Raw genomic sequence first — 16,527 nt, forward strand, 5'->3', positions numbered from 1 at the left:
CCGCGTAGGGTCGGCGGACTCACTGCCTGGAAGTCCGCCGATGAAGCCACTCGTTCTTGCCATTGCCCTGGCGCTGTCCGCGCCCCTGCCCGCCTTCGCCCAGGCCGCCGCGCCCGCGACCCGCACCAGCACCGCGCCGGCACCCGCCTGGGTGGAAGCCAGCAACCGCAATGCGCAGATCCTGCTGCAGGCGCAGGCCGCCTTCCAGCCGGAGTACGCCAGCTTCTTCGGCGTGCCGGGTTACGACGACAAGGTCGCCGACTTCGGTCCGGACAATCCGCGGCGCTACCGGGACGCCGTCGCCAAGGCCAGGACCGCGCTGCAGGCAAAACTGCAGACCGAGCGCGATACCAACGTGCGCCAGGACCTGGAGATCATGATCAAGGCGGCCGACGAGAACATCGAAGGCAGCGCGCTCAACGAAAAGTACCTGTTGCCGTGGAGCGATGCGCCGCAATCCATTTTCAGCGGCCTCAACGGGCTGCTCTCCGACCAGACCCCGCCGGAGCGCCGGGCCAAGGCGCTGGATCGCCTCAAGGCCTACGTGGGCCTGGCCCCGGGCAGCACGGCGCTGACCACCCTGGCCAGGCAGCGCTACGAGGAAAAGCTGGCCGATGGCCAGTTGCTGCAGCCGACCCGGCTGGAAGTACAGCGCGCGGTCGGCAACGGCGATACCTACGTCACCGGCGTGCGCGAGCTGTTCGCCAAGTACAGGATCGCCGGCGCCGAACAGGCGCTGGATGCGATGGCAAAGCAGGTCAAGGACTACAACGACTGGAGCCGCAGCCAGGTCCTGCCCAAGGCACGCACCGATACCCGCCTGCCGCCCGAGCTGTATGCCTACCAGTTGAAGCAGTACGGCATCGACATCGACCCGGCCCTGCTGATGCAGCGCGCGCAACTGGAGTTCATGGAAACCCGCGCGGTGATGCAGCAGCTGGCCCCGCTGGTGGCCAAGGCCCAGGGCATCGAGGCCACCGACTACCGCGAGGTGATCAAGGCGCTGAAGAAGAAGCCGATCGCCAACGCGCAGCTGGAAACCTTCTACCGCGGCATCATCGACCGGATCGACCCGATCATCGCGCGCGAGAAGATCGTCGACGTGCCCAACCGGCCCATGCAGATGCGCCTGGGCTCGGCCGCCGAAAGCGCCGCGCAACCGGCGCCACATTTCCTGCCGGCGCCCCTGGTGGGCAACACCGGCCAGCAGGGCACGTTCGTGCTGCCGCTGGGCAACCCGGACAAGGACGGCAAGGGCAAGGAGTACGACGACTTCAACTTCGACTCGGTGGCCTGGACGCTGTCGGCGCACGAGGGCCGCCCCGGCCATGAGCTGCAGTTCACCGCCATGGTCGAGCGTGGCGTGTCGCTGGCGCGCAGCCTGTTCGCCTTCAATTCGGTCAACGTGGAAGGCTGGGCGCTGTACGCCGAAGCCGAAATGGTGCCGTACGAACCGCTGGACGGGCAGCTGATCGCCCTGCAGTTCCGGCTGCTGCGCGCCGCGCGCGCAATGCTCGACCCCAGCCTCAACCTGGGCCTGGTCGACCGCGAACGCGCGCGGTTGGTACTGGAGGACGATGTCGGGTTGTCCGAACCGATGGCGCGCCAGGAACTGGATCGCTACACCTTCAACGCCCCCGGCCAGGCCGGCAGCTACTTCTACGGCTACACCCGCATCCTGGAACTGCGCATGCGCACCGAACTGGCGCTGGGCCGGCAGTTCGACCGCAAGGCCTTCAACAATTTCCTGCTTGACCAGGGGCTGCTGCCGCCGGACCAGCTGGCCAAGGCGGTGGAAGCACAATTCATCCCGGCGCAGAAGAAAAAGAAGAGCTGACGCAGGCCATCACGCGAAGCGGCTGGCCGCCGCTTCGCGATTCCCGCCTAGGGCCTGGGAGCCTGCGAGCCTGGCGGCACGTAGATCGCCACGCCCGCGGCCTTCTTCTGCGTGGTCGGGATGCCGATGCCGATGCCGCCGGCCGTGTGGCGGCCAAAGCTGCCGGCACCGACCGACATGCCGACCGGTGAACCACTGGAACCCACGCCCATCAGGATCACCCCGTTGGCGCCCAGGGCCGCGGCATCGCGCTTGAGCCGCGCCACCGCCGCATCGGTCTGTCCCTGCGTGCCGAAGCCGACGGCGCTGGAGGATTCGAGCTGGGCGATTTCAATCGAGCCCGGTGGGGGCGTGGTGTAGATGCGGACCTGGGCCGGATCGACCGGCGCGCGGGCGCTGCCGAGCATGACCCTGGAGGTGCCGGCGCAGCCGGTGACGGCCAGCGCGAACAGCAGGAGGCTTGCGGAACGCAGGATCATGGTGGTGCTCCCTGGAAGAATGCCGGGATGATCGGCCTGTAGCACTGAATGCTCGCATACCCCCGCCAGCGCCGATGTGAGCGGTGCGGCGCGCAATGGCCGCTGGCGTGGGACGGGCCGATGGACGGCCTCCGCTATAGTGGCGCTATCCAACAGGGAGCGCATTCATGGGTCTTATCAGTCTGGTGTGGGGCATCGTGGCCATGTTCCTGATGGTGCTGGCGCTGATTCCGTTGCTGGGGTGGAGCAACTGGTTCCTGATCCCGTTCGCGGCGGTTGGCGCGATCATCGGCGCCATCGGCGTCCTGTTCACTTCCAGTGCCAAAACCGGCCGCGCCAAGACCGGCCTGCTGCTCAACGGCATCGTCATCGTGGTCGGCATCATCCGCCTGGGCATCGGCGGCGGGATCATCTGACCGGCGGGAGCGACAAACGCCGCCGCGGCAGTGACGCCAGTCGCCCGACCGCTGCGCCCCCTGATCGACGGCCCATCCGGAAGCCCACGCGGTCCTAGCTGCGCCGGTAGCCGGGATGACCCGATGCCGCTTTTTTCGCCATCGATGCCGCTTTTTCCGTCAGCCATGACGCTTTTTCCTCCATCGCTGCCGCTTTGAGCGTCATCGCTGGCGGTCAAAGCGGCAATGGATAGCGAAGTCGACGCTGCTTCCAGCGTCAAAAGCGTCGTCGATGACGAAAAAAGCGTCATCGATGGCGTTGAAAGCGGCATCGATGACGCTTTGAGCGCCGTGCATGACGCTTTTGACGCTGGGTGGTGACGAAAAAAGCGTCATCGCTGGCGCTTTTTCGGTCAGTGATGGCGCTTTGAGCGGCAACGGAGGCGCTTTGACCGTCATCGATGGCGCTTTGAGCGGCAGCGATGACGCTTTCAACGCCATGCACGGCGCTTTTGACGCTGGCGGCGGGGCGTTTTGCGGCAACGGACAAAAGGAAAGCCGCCCGAAGGCGGCTTTCCCGGTGGTGCAGGCGGCGTGCAGCGGGGATTACGGGGTGGCGGGCGGCTCGGGCTTGCGCGGGCCTTTGTAGAAGCGGTTGGCCAGGTCCTTGCGGGCGCCTTCCAGGCCCTGGCTGCGGCCGGCGCCCTTGAGCCGCCGCTACTGGGCCTGCGCCAGGGCCGGACGCGCCGCCACCAGCGCCCGGGTATGGGGGTGCCGTGGATGTTCCAGCACCGAGGCCGTGGCGCCGGTTTCGACGATGCGCCCCAGTTCCAGCACCGCGATGCGCTCGGCCACGGCCGAAGCGGCGGACAGGTCATGGGTGACGAACAGCAGCGCCAGGCCGCGCTCGCGTTTGAGCTTCGCCAGCAGGGCCAGGATGGCGGCGCGGTGGTGGGCATCGAGCGCGGAGACCGCCTCGTCGCAGACCAGCAGCTCCGGTGCCGTGGACAGGGCCCGGGCAATGGCGATGCGCTGGCGCTGGCCGCCGGAAAACTGGTGCGGATAGCGGTCGAGCGCCGAATCGTCCATGCCCACCGCCGCCAGCAGCTCCGAGGCCGTGGCGCGCTGGCTGGCGGCATCGCCGATGCCGTGGATGCGCAGCGGCTCGCCGACAATGCGGGCAACGGTGAAACGCGGATCCAGTGAGGCGTAGGGATCCTGGAATACCACCCCGATGCGCCGGCGCATGCGGCGCAGCCCGGCGGCATCCAGCGAACCCAGCTCAACGCCGTCCAGGAGGATGCGTCCGCGCGCGCCACGCAACAGCTTGAGCACGGCCCGGCCCAGTGTGCTCTTGCCGCTGCCCGATTCGCCGACCAGGGCCAGGCCTTCGCCACGGTGCAGGACCAGGTCCACCCCATCCAGCGCGTCGCGGCCGGCGTCGCGGTAGCGCATGCGCATGCCTTCGGCGCGCAGCAGCACCGGCGCCGCTTCGCTGGGCGCGGGCAGGGCCTGCAACACGTCCGCCGCCAGCAGCTCGCGGGTGTAGGGATGCCGCGGGGCCGAAAATATCGCCCGCGTATCGCCGCGCTCCAGCACCTGGCCACGCTGCAGCACCAGCAACTGCTGGGCGTACGCGCCCACCAGCGGCAGGTCGTGGCTGATCAGCAGCAGGGCGAGGTTTTCCTCGCGGCGCAACTCATCCAGCAGGTCGAGGATGTCGCGGGCGATGCGGGCATCCAGTGCGGAGGTCGGTTCATCGGCGATCAGCACGCGCGGCTGCGTCGCCAGCGCCAGGGCAATGGCGATGCGCTGGCGCTGCCCGCCCGAGAACGAATGCGGGTAACGCGACAACGCCGCGCGTGGTTCGGGCAACTGCACGCGGCGCAGGAGTTCTTCGGCCTGCCTGTGTGCGGCGTCGCGCCCCAGGCCGCGCGCCACCCGCAGGGTCTCCACCAGCTGCGCGCCGATCCGGCGCAACGGATGCAGTGCGGCCAGCGGATCCTGCGGCACCAGGCCGAACACGCGCCCACGCAGGGCCGCATGCGCGGGCGAGGCGAACGCAATGTCCTCGCCATCCACGCGCAGGGTCGCGCTGCCCTGCAACTGCGCAGGCAGCAGGGCCAGCAGGGCCAGCGAGGTCAGACTCTTGCCGCTGCCCGATTCACCGACCAGGCCCGTGCATTGGCCGCCCTGCAGTTGCAGCGACAGGCCATCCAGCAGGGTGCGGCCCTGCGTAGTGACCTGGAGGTCGGACAGCTCGACGCGGGTGGACGCCGTCATGCGGCAGCCGGCTCGCTGCGGCGCGCGGCGCCACGGACATCGGTCCAGTCGCGCAGCCCGTCGCCCAGGAACTGGAACGCCGCCAGGGTAAGCACCAGGAACGAGGCCGGGAACAGCAGGGTCCACGGCGCCGAATCCAGCTCCTGCACGCCCTCGGCCAGCAAGGTACCCCAGCTGGCCGACGGTTCGTCCACGCTCAGGCCGAGGAAGCCGAGGAAGCTTTCCACCAGGATCGCCTGCGGCAGGATCAGGCCCAGGTAGACGAAGGCCAGCGGCATCAGGTTGGGCAGCACGTGCCAGCGCAGGCGCTGGCTGAAGGTTGCCCCGGCGGCATGCGCGGCCAGCACGAACGGCGCCTCGCGCAGGCGCGCGCTCTCGGCCCGCATCACCCGCGCCAGGTCGATCCACACATAGCCGCCGATCGCCGCCAGCAACAGGCCCAGCGAACGTTCGAACAGGGTCAGCAGCAGGATCACCACCAGCAGGAACGGCAAGGCGGAGAACACATCGAGCACACGCAGCATCGCCCGCTCCACGCGTCCGCCGGCCAGGCCGGCGATGGCGCCATAGCCGAGTCCGATCAGCAGCGCGACCACGCTGGCCAGCAGGCCGATGGTCAGAGACAACCGCCCGCCGGCGAGCGTGCGCGCGAACACGTCACGGCCGATGGCGTCGGTGCCGAACCAGTGTCCGTTGACGCCGGGCGCGACCGACAGCGAATTCCAGTCCGGCGAATGCGGCGGATACGCGCTGAGCAGCGGACCAAGCCAGCAGATCAGCGCCAGCACCGCCAGCGTGGCCAGGCAGGCGCGCGCGATGGGCGGGAGGGAGCGCAGGGATTGCATGAGGGGCATCGTAACTTGCTTCAAATCCCTTCTCCCTTCGGGCGAAGAGCCTCCCACTAAGCCGGGCGTGCCCGCAGAGCCTGCACCGTACTCAATACGGGGGCAGATGGCGTTGATGGACCTCGCCAAGAGCACCCCTCCCCAACCCTCCCCTGCTTCGCAAGGGAGGGGGCCGTTCCAGAGCGTCCCAAGTTGTTCAGCAGCTCGCGGCGTGCCGGGGCCGCCATGAGCACCCTGGCGGTCACGCGCCGCATGCGGGATCAATCAGCGCGCGGCTTTAGCCCCCTCCCTTTTGCGCAGCAAAGGGGAGGGTTGGGGAGGGGTGCTCTTGGCGTGGGAATGAAACGAGGATGAGCTGCTTCTGGGTTGAGCGCGTTCCGAGTTCAAGTGGAGGCTACGCGAAGCAACCAGGATCTTGTCCACGTCTGCTTCGCCGTACCCTCACCCCAACCCTCATCCGCCGGGCGCGGCTTCGATTCCCGCAGGGAGAGGGGCTCTGGACCACGGGCGTATCATTCCCACATTGATCCAGGAGCCCCCATGGCCTATCCCTATACCCGCCCGCGCCGCATGCGCCGCGACGATTTTTCCCGCCGGCTGATGCGCGAGAACGTGCTGAGCGCCAATGACCTGATCTATCCGGTGTTCGTGCACGAGCTGGCCGGCCGCGAAGCGGTGCCGTCGATGCCGGGCGTGGAGCGCCTGTCGATCGATGAATTGCTCAAGGTCGCCGAACAGGCCGCTGGATTGCGCATTCCGGCGCTGGCCCTGTTCCCGGTCACCGCGCCCGAAACCAAGTCGCTGGAGGCCGAGGCGGCGTGGGACGACGACGGCCTGGCCCAGCGCGCGGTACGCGCGTTGAAGCAGCGGTTTCCGGAACTCGGGGTGATCACCGACGTGGCCCTGGACCCGTTCACCACCCACGGCCAGGACGGCATCATCGACGACAGCGGCTATGTCATGAACGACATCACCGTCGAAGCCCTGGTGAAGCAGGCGCTGTCGCATGCACGCGCCGGCGTCGACATCGTGGCCCCCAGCGACATGATGGACGGGCGCATCGGCGCGATCCGCGAGGCGCTGGAAAACGACGGCCACGTGCATACGAAGATCATGGCCTACTCGGCCAAGTACGCCTCTGCGTTCTACGGCCCGTTCCGCGATGCGGTGGGCAGTGCCGGCAGCCTGGGCAAGAGCAACAAGTACAACTACCAGATGGACCCGGCCAATTCCGACGAGGCGCTGCACGAAGTGGCGCTGGACCTGGAGGAAGGCGCCGACATGGTCATGGTCAAGCCCGGCATGCCTTACCTGGACGTGGTGCGCCGGGTGAAGACCGAGTTCGGCGTGCCGACTTTTGCCTACCAGGTCAGCGGCGAGTACGCGATGCTCAAGGCCGCCTTCGCCAACGGCTGGCTGGACGAACGCGCCTGCGTGCTGGAAGCACTGACCGCGTTCAAGCGCGCCGGCGCCGATGGCGTGCTGACCTATTTCGCGCTGGATGCGGCGCGCTGGCTGCAGGAAAACCACTAGTCCGGCCCTGGACCTCGTAGAGCCGGGCTTGCCCGGTTGTACAAGAGGTCGATGCCGGCCTGCTGCTTCCAACACGGCGCCATCGGTTGCACACTGCAGGCCTGTCATCGAGGAGTCCTGCATGAGCCATTACGCCGTCTTCGGCCATCCGGTTTCCCATTCGCTGTCGCCGCGCATCCACGCCGAGTTCGGACGGCAGACCGGCATCGCGCTGGACTACACCGCCATCGAGGCCACGCCCGCAGGCTTCGCGCAGGCGCTGGATGCGTTCGCCGCCGCCGGTGGCAAGGGCGCCAACGTGACCCTGCCGCTGAAGGAAGCCGCCTTCGCCCTGTGCAGCGTCACCAGCGAGCGGGCGCGACGGGCCGGCGCGGTCAACACGCTGACCCGCAACGACGGCCAGTGGCATGGCGACAATACCGACGGCATCGGCCTGGTCCGGGACCTCACCGCACGACTCGGGCTGGACCTGCGCGGACGGCGCACGTTGTTGCTGGGCGCCGGCGGCTCGGCGCGCGGGGTGGCGCCGGCGTTGCTGGATGCGGGCGTGTCGGAACTGGTCATCGCCAACCGCACGCCCGAACGCGCCGATGCACTTGTCGACCTGCTGGGTGAACCGGGACGTGCGCATTCGCGCTACTGGAATGACCTGGTGAACGAAGGCGACTTCGCCCTGATCGTCAATGCGACCTCCGCATCCCGCGACGGACTGCAGGAATTCTCGCTGCCGTTCGCGCTGGCCGCGTCGCGTACGCTGGCCGTGGACCTCAACTATGGCGAGGCTGCCATTCCCTTCCTCGCCTGGGCGCAGGCCGCCGGCTGCCGCGACCGGGTCGACGGCCTGGGCATGCTGGTGGAGCAGGCGGCCGCGGCCTTCGAGTTGTGGCACGGCGTGCGCCCGGATACGGCCGGTGTCTATGCGACCTTGCGCGGCAAGGATGCTTCCCTGGTCACTGCGGACTGAGGGACGGACATGGACGCATCACTGATGCGCATGCTGACTACGCTGGGTTACGCGCTGCCGGAGCTGCTGGCATGCGGGGTCGCGCTGGCGCTGCTGTGGAGCAGCGCGCAGCGCGGCAGGGCGCGCGACCACGGTCTGTGGGGCGCGGGACTGATGCTGGTGTGCGCGGTACTGCAGCTGGGCATCGGTTTTTACCAGACCTGGATGATCGACGGCATGCAAGGCGATTCGGCCGTCGGCATGAGCCGCCTGTTCGCGCTGCTGGGCGCCGTGCGCCTGCTGGTCAATTGCGTGTCGTTGGGCGGGTTCCTGCTGGTGGTGTGGGCGCTGTGCCAGGCCACGCGCACGTCGCACGCCGCACCGCCACCGGCCTGACCCTCCGCTCCTGCCGGCGCGTCGCCGGCGAGCAATCATGGATGCCCAGATGGCCAGGACGAGCAAGATTTCCGGTAGCGAGGCCGTCGACGCCTACATGGCCGCGCTGGAACACCCGTTCAAGGCAGAGATCCAGGCGCTGCGTGAGATCATCCTGGCGGCCGACCCCAAAGTGCAGGAACGGGTGAAGTGGAATGCGCCGAGCTTCTTCTACCAGGACGACATCGCCGCCTTCAATCCGCGCGCCAATGGTTTCGTGCAGATCGTATTCGTGTTCCATCGCGGCCGGATGATCGAAGACGGTCACGGCCTGCTGACCGGCGACTACAAGGACCGCAGACTGGCCCGTTTCAACGACATGGCCGATATACAGGCCCAGCGGGCGGCGCTGCAAACGATCATCCGCCGCTGGATCGAGATCACCGACCAATAGCGTGGGCCGGGCCGCCAGTGCCGTGCGTCCCACGTCCCATGCGAAAACCCGTCCCCGCCGGGTGGCTACGCCGCAACCGGCAATGCCTTACAGCAAGCCTTGCCGCTTCACCGCCAGGTAGCGCTCCACCAGGGCCGCGGGCAACTCCTCGCTGGCCACGTCCAGCACCATGACCCGATGGCTGCGCAGTGCGTCGTGCGCGGCGGTGCGCTGCTCCAGGTAGCGGGCGATGGCGCCGGCGCGGATGGCGCCGGGCAGGTCGTGCACCTCTTCTTCCATGGCCTGGTCCAGCGCGCGCTCGCGCAGGCTGGCCACGCAGACCAGGTGCCGCTTCTGCAACAGGCGCACGGCGGCCAGCAGGTCCTCGATATCCTCGTCGCGCACGTTGGTGACCAGCATCACCAGCGAACGCTTGCGCTGGCGCAGCGACAGCTCGCTGGCGGCGGCCAGGTAATCGGTGGCGACCGCCTGCGGCTGCAGGTCATAGCTGGCGCGCAGCAGCGCATCGATGCTGGCCATGCCGCGCCTGGGCGCGACCCAGCGCGAGTCCCCGCCGCTGGCGAACAGGCCTACCGCATCGCCCTGGCGCAGGGCCAGGTAGGACACCACCAGCGCGGCATTGAGGACATGGTCGAAATGGGCAAGCTCGCTCCCCGCCTTCGTGGGGGCGGGATCGCGCGCCATCATCCGGCGGCCGGTGTCGACCATCATCACCAGCTGCTGGTTCTTCTCTTCCTGGTACTCGCGTGAAATGAGCTTGCGCGAGCGCGAGGTCGCCTTCCAGTCGATCTGGCGCAGGCTGTCGCCGACGCGGTACTCGCGCATCTGGTTGAAGTCGGTGCCTTCGCCACGCCGGCGCCTGAGGTGGGCACCGACCAGGCGCGAGGCGCGCTCGGCGCTGAACAGCGCGAACTTGGTCAGCGGCGCGAAGTTGGGATACACACGCACGCGCTGCGGCGCCCCGGCGACGCGCGACTGCGTCCACAGGCGCAGCGGCGAGGCCAGGCGCAGCTGCACGCCTTCGAAGCTTGCATCGCCACGCGCGATGGGCCGCAGGCGATAGCTGAAAGTGGATGCGGTGTCCGCCGCCAGTTTCAGCGTCTGCGGCATGCCCTGCGCCGGCCAGCTGCCGGGATGCAGGTCGAACACGTCCACGCGCTGGCGCACCCGCGATTCCACGCGCAGGGTCACCTCGCGTTCGATGCCCAGCGGCAGGACCTGCGGGATCTCGCGGGTGACCACCGGGGTCGCGCGGCGGCGCAGGAGCAGGCCGTCAAGCATGGCCAGCAACGCGATCGCCAGCCCGGTGATCTGCCAGGTGTGCAAAGGCACGTCGGCGAACAGTACCGTGAGGCCGGCGAGACCCCACCCCACCAGCAGGGCAATCAGCAATGGTGCGGGCCTCATGACCGCCCCCTCCTTTGAAAAAGGAGGGTCGGGAAGGATTTGCTCTTCGCGTCATTGCCTGCAGGCAACGGCAAGAGCAAATCCCCCTCGGGCCCCCTTTTGCAAAGGGGGAAGACAGGCGGGGCAATCGTGGAATTGCCTTGGATCATTTCCGTGGCGCTTCGACCTTGGCCAGCAGCGCATGCAGGGCGTCGTCGGCCGACTGGCCTTCCATCTGCAATTCCGGCGACAGGGTGATGCGATGGCGCAGCGCGGGCCTGGCGATGTCGCGCACGTCGTCGGGAGTGACGAAGTCGCGGCCCTGCAGCACCGCCTGCGCGCGCGCCGCGCGGACCAGGGCCAGGCTGCCGCGCGGGCCGGCGCCCAGCGAGATGCCCGGCCACTTGCGCGTGGCGGCCACGATACGCACTGCGTAGTCGATGACCTGCGCATCGACGGTGACCGCGGCGGTGCCCTGCTGCATGGCGACGATATCGGCCGCACCCAGCACGCGCTGCACCTTGGAAAGATCGAAATCACCCGCGCTGCGTCCGGTGGTGATCGCATCGACCATGCGCTTCTCGTCCTCGAGCTCCGGGTAGTCGATCAGGATCTTGAGCAGGAAGCGGTCCAGCTGCGCTTCGGGCAGCGGATAGGTGCCTTCCTGCTCGACCGGGTTCTGCGTGGCCAGGGTCAGGAACGGCGGCGCCAGTTCGAACGGCTTGCCTTCGATGGTGACCTGCCCTTCCTGCATGACTTCCAGCAGCGCCGACTGGGTCTTGGCCGGGGCGCGGTTGATCTCGTCGGCCAGCAGCAGGTTGGTGAACACCGGGCCGCGGCGGATCTTGAAACTCTCGGTCTTCGGGTCGTAGACCGCGTGGCCGCTGACGTCGCTGGGCATCAGGTCCGAGGTGAACTGCACGCGCGCGTAGTTCAGCTCCAGCGCCTGGGCCAGCGCGCGCACCAGCAGGGTCTTGCCGAGGCCGGGCACGCCCTCGATCAGCACGTGGCCGCCGGCCAGCAGCGCGATCAGGATCTGGTCCAGCACTTCCGGCTGGCCGATGAAGGCCTTGGACACTTCCTCGCGGACCGCGGCGGCGCGTTCGGCCAGGGCCTGGCCGGTAATGGCAACCGGCGCGGTGACGCCAGCCATGCTTGAGTCATTCATATGCGGTTTCTCAATTGGATCAAGGTGGAAATGCGGGTGCGGAATGCCTGCTTGTCGTGCGATGAGGGCGCCTGCAAGGCGATGCGCACCGCCTCGACCGGCATGCCAGCGCGCTCGGCGATGGCAGCGGCTTGCGCGTCGCCGCCCAGGACCGCGGCGACCGGATCGCGGCGGCGCAGGCGCGCCAGGAAGGACTTGCGTACCGCCGCATACAGCAGGGCACGCTTGTTGTAGCGGAACAGGTGTTCGCCACTGGCGCGCACGTGTTCCAGCAACGAGCGGCGCTCGCCGACGGGAGAGGGCAGACGCGGGCCGAAGCGTTGCATGCGTCGCCACAGCCAGGCCAGCAGCGCCAGCAGCAACGGCAGCCATACCGGCCAGCCGAGCATCAGCACGGTGCGCAGCAACGACGGCATCTGCGCGGCGTAGACCAGGTGCATGGTGCCCTGGCCGTAATTGGGAGCCAGCACCTGCCGGGCCAGGGCGCGATGCGGGCCGTCGCGCAGGCCGCCGCTGCGCATGCCACCGGCGCCGGGCACCGACACACCATCGCCGGCGACGTCGCCGCCGCCGTCGCCGCCATTGCCGAGGAAATCGAAATCGGCCAGCACGTCCACGTGGCCTTCGCCGTGGGCCAGGCGTGCATACGCGTAGCCCGCCTGCAGGTCGCCCCAGGCCAGCTCGGGTTCGACGCCGTCGAAGCTGAAACGGCTGCCCGCGCAGAACTCGACGTGGTGGTCCTGTCCTTCGACCTGCATCGGCTCGCATCGGGCGCTGTCCTCCCTTGGCAGCACGCCCAGCGCATCGAGCAGTGCGGCATGGCCCTGTTCCTGCCAACCCTGCGGCGAGGGCGTGCGCACCAGCAGGTGGCCGCCGCCAGCGACCCATTCCAGCAGCTTGCGCGATTCCACCGGCGTCATCACGCGCGGATCGTTGAGGATCAGCAGCGTGTCGCGCGGACCCAGTCGCTGCGCGCCCAAGTCAAGCCGCTGGCGCGATTCAACCTGCAGGCCGTCGGCCTGCAGGGCTTTCTTCAGCGCGTAGAGCGGGTTGTAGCTTGCTTCGCCGCGTGGCGGCAGGTCGACCTGCTTTTCGACCCGCTCGTAGTAGTGCAGGAACCACGCCACACCCGCGCCCGCGACGGCCACGACCAGTGCCCCGACCAGCACGATGCGCAGCGCCTTGCCCATCGGCTTCATGCGGCCCACCGGAAGCGCTGCTGCAGTTGCGACAACAAGGCGTTGAATTCGTCCACCGTCGGCAGGCGCTGGCCATAGGCCGCGTATTGCCAGACCCGCACCACGCCCGCGAACAGGCTGCGGTCCTCACCATCGGGCATGCGCCGCGACGCGCGCAGGCATTCGGATTCGGTGGCGCCCGGCGGCAGGGCGACATTCGCGCGCACGGCCATGCTCTCGACGCTGGCGCGATACACCAGGGCCAGCGCATGCCGCGGCCGGCCCTCGGCCCACAGGCGTCGGGCGGCGGCCGGCACGTTGTCGGGCAAGCTGTCGGGCAGCTGCAGGACCTCGGTTTCCACTGCTGCCGGTTGCGGCTTGTGCCGGCGCAGCGAACCGCGCATCCATGGCAGCCAGTGGCGCAGGGTCAACAGCAGGAGCACGACCAGGGCACCGGCCAGCAACCACAGTCCCCATTCGCCGATGAAGGCGAACAGCGCGCCCACGCCCGACAGCCAGGACAGGTCCTGCTGCCCGGGTGGCTCGGGCTGGGTCTTGTCCTTCTTCTCCCAGGTCACCTGCCTGCGCTTGCCGCTGAGCAGCGGGTCCAGGTAGGCGCGGTCGACGGCCTTGCTGAAACCGCGCTCGTCCACGCGCGCTTCGCCGAAGACACGCGGCAAGGTGGGCTCGATCGGCTTGCGTGGCGTTGCCGCCGCCGCGGGCGCGGCAGCGGGCGCGGGGGATTGCGGTTCCTGTGCGTGCGCAGGCAACAGCCCCGGCCCCAGCAGGGCGAGCGCCAGCGCAAACGGTGCCGCAGCCGCAGCCAGGCGCGCGCGCAGCCTGCGGAAGGCGATTTCCACGTCCCAGGCTTCGATCTGGGTCCGGCGATTGAGGTAGAGGCCGAAGCCGGCGCCGACGAAGAACGGTTCGATCACCGAAACCGCAAGCCAGGCAAAGCCGTTGAACCCCACCTGCGCCCACCACGGTGGCTGCGAGCTGATCAGCGACCAGCCCGCGCGCAGGGTTTCGGGCAGGGACTCGACCGGCACGAACAGGAAGATCAGGGCGATGCCGCCGAAGAGCAGCGACGCTTCGAAGTGCAGGCAGACCAGGGACAGCAGGACCGCGTTGCCATACACCGCGCCACCGAGCACGCGCCGGCGATCGCCCGGTCGCGCACCCTGCACGCCTTCCAGCAGGTCGATGGGCAGGTACAGCGAGCGCGCGAAACCGAAGCGACGCCAGCTGAGGTAGTGCAGCAAGGGCTTCCCGCCCCAGCGCAGTTGCGCGGCCAGGGTTTCGCGCAGCGAAGGCGCCGCACCGAAGGTGGCGCGCGAGATCACGAACAGGGGAATGCGGTCGAAGGCCGGTTTCAGCCACCACATCAGCAGCCCGGCCAGCCAGATCGCATCGATGGCCCAGGCCGCGGCATTGAAGGCAACGAACAGTGGCAGGGTCACCAGCAACCAGGGTTTCCAGATCACGGCGGCGTGCCGGCGAACCAGCGCGGTGCCCAGCTCGATGGCCTCCCAGGCCGAGCGTGCGCGCAGGTGCACGGTCATCTGCTCAAGGCGCATCCGCAGCTCCGGACTGGTGGCGGCCACCGCGCCACAGCCACAGCATCACCAGCGTCCAAAGCACGGCCGACACGGAGTACTTGACCACCGCGGGGATCGATTGCGTGGACGACCAGAATGCCTCGATGAAGGCGGCCACCAGGAGCATGAAGGCGATCCCCAGGCACAGCCTGGCGCCCTTGCGGCCGGCCACCAACAGCGCATCGACGCGGCGGCGCCGGCCCGGCGCGATCAGGTTGAAACCCAGCCGCAGTCCGGCGCCACCGGCCAGCACGATGCCGGTCAGCTCGAAGGGCGCGTGCCCGGCGACGAAACGCCACAGCGGGTCGCCCGAGCCGATCTGCTGCAGGTGGCCGAAGGCGGCGCCGATGGTCAGGCCGTTGAGGATCAGCACCAGGATCGTGCCGACGCCAGCGAGCAGTCCGCTGGCGAAGGTGCGCAGGCCGATGCTGATGTTGTTCATGATGTAGTGGCCGAACATGGCCCAGTCGGTGCCGCTCTCGCGGCCCAGCTTGTGGCGCTCGCTGGAGGGGTCGTACATGCGCTCGAGCTCGGCCACCTGCTGCGGGCTCATCAGTCCGTGGATGAGCTCGGGATGGAACTGCAGCAGTACGAATATCGCCAGCAGCGGCACCACGAACAGCGCCGCGGCAGCCCACATGCAGGCCGCCTCGCTACGCACCAGCCGCGGGAAATCGGCGAGCAGGAATTCGGCCGCGCGCTGCCAGCGCGGCGCCGGCGTGCGGTACAGCAGGTTGTGCCCACGCTGCATCAATGCCTGCAGTCGCGCGGTCACCACCGGGCTGTAGCCACGCCGCCGCGCCAGTGCCAGTTGCTGGCACAGGCGGCGGTAACGGGCCGGAACGTCCTCGTCACCGATCTCGCCGGTATTGCGTTCGGCCGCGGCCGTGCGCGCATCGCCACGCGTTTCCAGCCAGTGCTCGAAGGCCTGCCATTCGCGCTGGTGGCGGGCAACGAATTGCTCCTGCCTCATCGCCGCCCCAGCAACCAGTTGGCCATGCCGAACAGCCGCAGCGCACCGGCCTGTCCGCGCGCACCGGTCAGGGGTTCGACGATGTCGGCCAGTTCCTCCTGGCGCGCCGGTGTCAGCAACGGGGCACGCTCGCCGAAGGCCACCACCGCGGCCTGTTCGGCCGGCTGCAAGGCCAGTGGCGGCGCGAGCACCGCGTTGATCGGCGCGGCCACGTGCTGGTGTTCGCGTGCCTCGTGCAGCACCAGGGTGCCGGCCACCAGGTCGCCCAGGCGCCGGCCGTGCGGATCGGCCAGGCAGGCGAGCAGGCCGGCGGTGTAGCCGAACGGCAGCATGTCGACCGTGCGCAACAGGTTGCGGGTAATGGCCGGCAACCAGCCCACCGGCGCGCCGTCGCCGTTGACCACGCGCAGGCCCATGGCTTTCTTGCCCGGCGTCTGCCCGTTCCACAAGGCTTCGAACAGGATCGGATAGGCCCAGAAGACCCCGAACAGTACGATCAGATACAGGCCCTGGCCGGCCGCGCCCAGCAGGCCCAGCACCATCGCCAGCAGCAGCAGGATGCCGAGACGGATGGCCAGGTCGATGCCCCAGGCCAGCGCACGCGGTACCGGTCCGGCGGCGGGCAGGTGCAGGGCCACGCCTTCGGGCGTGACCACTTCACGGTAGGTGTCCAGCATCAGGGACGGAGTCCAGTGGGCGTATCGAATTTGCGCGCCATGCGCGTCCCTGTGTGTGTGCGATTTCCGTCGGCGTCGACTTTAGCCGCGAATCCCGCCCTTGCCCAGCGCGACTAGACTGTCGCAGTGAAGGACACCCCATACCCCTGCCGCAGCCTGTGCGGCGCCTGCTGCATCGCGCCGTCGATCACCTCGCCCATCCCCGGAATGCCCGATGGCAAACCGGCCGGGGTGGCCTGCGTGCAACTCGATGCGGAGTTTCGCTGCCGCTTGTTCGGCAAGCCCGATCGCCCGGCGTTCTGCGTGTCCCTGCGTCCTTCCATGGAAATGTGCGGAAACAATCGCGGCGACGCATCGGCCTATCTGGGCAGCCTCGAAATCGCCACACGTCCGTAGCAGCACT

18 protein-coding genes are annotated in these 16,527 nt (G+C 68.6%); 9 read left to right on the plus strand and 9 right to left on the minus strand.

Annotation, left to right across the window (positions count from 1 at the left end):
• Nucleotides 1-40: 40 nt before the first annotated feature.
• Nucleotides 41-1,837 (plus strand): DUF885 domain-containing protein, encoded by a 1,797-nt coding sequence (locus DT603_RS11030; protein WP_162349949.1) that lies wholly within the window; start codon nucleotides 41-43, stop codon nucleotides 1,835-1,837.
• A 47-nt stretch (nucleotides 1,838-1,884) separates the two neighbouring features.
• On the opposite strand, the gene DT603_RS11035 is transcribed toward DT603_RS11030, so the two are convergent.
• Nucleotides 1,885-2,316, minus strand: a complete 432-nt coding sequence (locus DT603_RS11035) for a hypothetical protein (RefSeq protein WP_162349950.1) — start codon at nucleotides 2,314-2,316, stop codon at nucleotides 1,885-1,887.
• A 167-nt stretch (nucleotides 2,317-2,483) separates the two neighbouring features.
• Between DT603_RS11035 and DT603_RS11040 the strand changes: the two genes are divergently transcribed.
• From DT603_RS11040 to DT603_RS11045, 3 genes are all read left to right on the plus strand, one after another.
• Nucleotides 2,484-2,732 carry a hypothetical protein gene (locus DT603_RS11040; protein ID WP_162349951.1) on the plus strand — a complete coding sequence of 83 codons (249 nt, stop codon included), beginning with the start codon at nucleotides 2,484-2,486 and terminating at the stop codon, nucleotides 2,730-2,732.
• A 225-nt stretch (nucleotides 2,733-2,957) separates the two neighbouring features.
• Nucleotides 2,958-3,092, plus strand: a complete 135-nt coding sequence (locus tag DT603_RS16215; RefSeq protein ID WP_281350915.1) for a hypothetical protein — start codon at nucleotides 2,958-2,960, stop codon at nucleotides 3,090-3,092.
• The gene (locus DT603_RS11045; RefSeq protein ID WP_162349952.1) at nucleotides 3,067-3,360 is read left to right on the plus strand and encodes a hypothetical protein; all 294 of its coding nucleotides are present in this window, start codon (nucleotides 3,067-3,069) and stop codon (nucleotides 3,358-3,360) included. Before DT603_RS16215 ends, DT603_RS11045 begins: the two co-directional genes overlap by 26 nt.
• Before the next feature lie 68 nt (nucleotides 3,361-3,428).
• Here the strand turns inward: DT603_RS11045 and DT603_RS11050 are convergent, their stop codons facing one another.
• The gene (locus tag DT603_RS11050; RefSeq protein WP_162349953.1) at nucleotides 3,429-4,994 is read right to left on the minus strand and encodes a dipeptide ABC transporter ATP-binding protein; all 1,566 of its coding nucleotides are present in this window, start codon (nucleotides 4,992-4,994) and stop codon (nucleotides 3,429-3,431) included.
• Nucleotides 4,991-5,839, minus strand: a complete 849-nt coding sequence (locus tag DT603_RS11055; RefSeq protein ID WP_162349954.1) for an ABC transporter permease — start codon at nucleotides 5,837-5,839, stop codon at nucleotides 4,991-4,993. Before DT603_RS11055 ends, DT603_RS11050 begins: the two co-directional genes overlap by 4 nt.
• A 540-nt stretch (nucleotides 5,840-6,379) precedes the next feature.
• Here DT603_RS11055 and hemB point away from each other — a divergent pair.
• The 4 genes from hemB to DT603_RS11075 all read left to right on the plus strand — a co-directional run bounded on the left by hemB (nucleotide 6,380) and on the right by DT603_RS11075 (nucleotide 9,144).
• On the plus strand, nucleotides 6,380-7,372 hold the full coding sequence (hemB, locus tag DT603_RS11060; protein ID WP_162349955.1) for a porphobilinogen synthase: 993 nt from the start codon (nucleotides 6,380-6,382) through the stop codon (nucleotides 7,370-7,372).
• 121 nt (nucleotides 7,373-7,493) lie between these two features.
• A complete protein-coding gene (gene aroE / locus DT603_RS11065; RefSeq protein WP_162349956.1) occupies nucleotides 7,494-8,336 on the plus strand; it encodes a shikimate dehydrogenase in 843 nt (280 codons plus the stop codon).
• 9 nt (nucleotides 8,337-8,345) lie between these two features.
• Nucleotides 8,346-8,711 carry a hypothetical protein gene (locus DT603_RS11070; RefSeq protein ID WP_162349957.1) on the plus strand — a complete coding sequence of 122 codons (366 nt, stop codon included), beginning with the start codon at nucleotides 8,346-8,348 and terminating at the stop codon, nucleotides 8,709-8,711.
• Nucleotides 8,712-8,760: 49 nt separating this feature from the next.
• Complete coding sequence (locus DT603_RS11075) at nucleotides 8,761-9,144, plus strand: DUF1801 domain-containing protein (RefSeq protein ID WP_162349958.1); 384 nt, start codon at nucleotides 8,761-8,763, stop codon at nucleotides 9,142-9,144.
• Between the two features lie 87 nt (nucleotides 9,145-9,231).
• On the opposite strand, the gene DT603_RS11080 is transcribed toward DT603_RS11075, so the two are convergent.
• The 6 genes from DT603_RS11080 to DT603_RS11105 all read right to left on the minus strand — a co-directional run bounded on the left by DT603_RS11080 (nucleotide 9,232) and on the right by DT603_RS11105 (nucleotide 16,124).
• On the minus strand, nucleotides 9,232-10,551 hold the full coding sequence (locus DT603_RS11080; protein WP_162349959.1) for a DUF58 domain-containing protein: 1,320 nt from the start codon (nucleotides 10,549-10,551) through the stop codon (nucleotides 9,232-9,234).
• Between the two features lie 145 nt (nucleotides 10,552-10,696).
• Entirely contained in the window at nucleotides 10,697-11,683 is a 987-nt protein-coding gene (locus DT603_RS11085; protein ID WP_246191790.1) for an AAA family ATPase, read from the minus strand.
• A gap of 11 nt (nucleotides 11,684-11,694) precedes the next feature.
• A complete protein-coding gene (locus DT603_RS11090) occupies nucleotides 11,695-12,897 on the minus strand; it encodes a DUF4350 domain-containing protein (protein WP_246191781.1) in 1,203 nt (400 codons plus the stop codon).
• Nucleotides 12,894-14,453 (minus strand): DUF4129 domain-containing protein, encoded by a 1,560-nt coding sequence (locus DT603_RS11095; protein WP_162349961.1) that lies wholly within the window; start codon nucleotides 14,451-14,453, stop codon nucleotides 12,894-12,896. The genes DT603_RS11090 and DT603_RS11095 overlap by 4 nt, the downstream gene beginning before the upstream one ends.
• A complete protein-coding gene (locus DT603_RS11100; protein ID WP_162349962.1) occupies nucleotides 14,443-15,447 on the minus strand; it encodes a stage II sporulation protein M in 1,005 nt (334 codons plus the stop codon). The genes DT603_RS11095 and DT603_RS11100 overlap by 11 nt, the downstream gene beginning before the upstream one ends.
• Entirely contained in the window at nucleotides 15,444-16,124 is a 681-nt protein-coding gene (locus DT603_RS11105) for an RDD family protein (protein ID WP_162349963.1), read from the minus strand. The genes DT603_RS11100 and DT603_RS11105 overlap by 4 nt, the downstream gene beginning before the upstream one ends.
• A 126-nt stretch (nucleotides 16,125-16,250) precedes the next feature.
• Here DT603_RS11105 and DT603_RS11110 point away from each other — a divergent pair, with 126 nt between their 5' ends.
• Nucleotides 16,251-16,520 (plus strand): YkgJ family cysteine cluster protein, encoded by a 270-nt coding sequence (locus DT603_RS11110; protein ID WP_162349964.1) that lies wholly within the window; start codon nucleotides 16,251-16,253, stop codon nucleotides 16,518-16,520.
• Nucleotides 16,521-16,527: the final 7 nt, after the last annotated feature.

Source organism: Pseudoxanthomonas gei (assembly GCF_010119615.1).
In the GTDB taxonomy this organism is placed as follows: Bacteria; Pseudomonadota; Gammaproteobacteria; order Xanthomonadales; family Xanthomonadaceae; genus Pseudoxanthomonas_A; species Pseudoxanthomonas_A gei.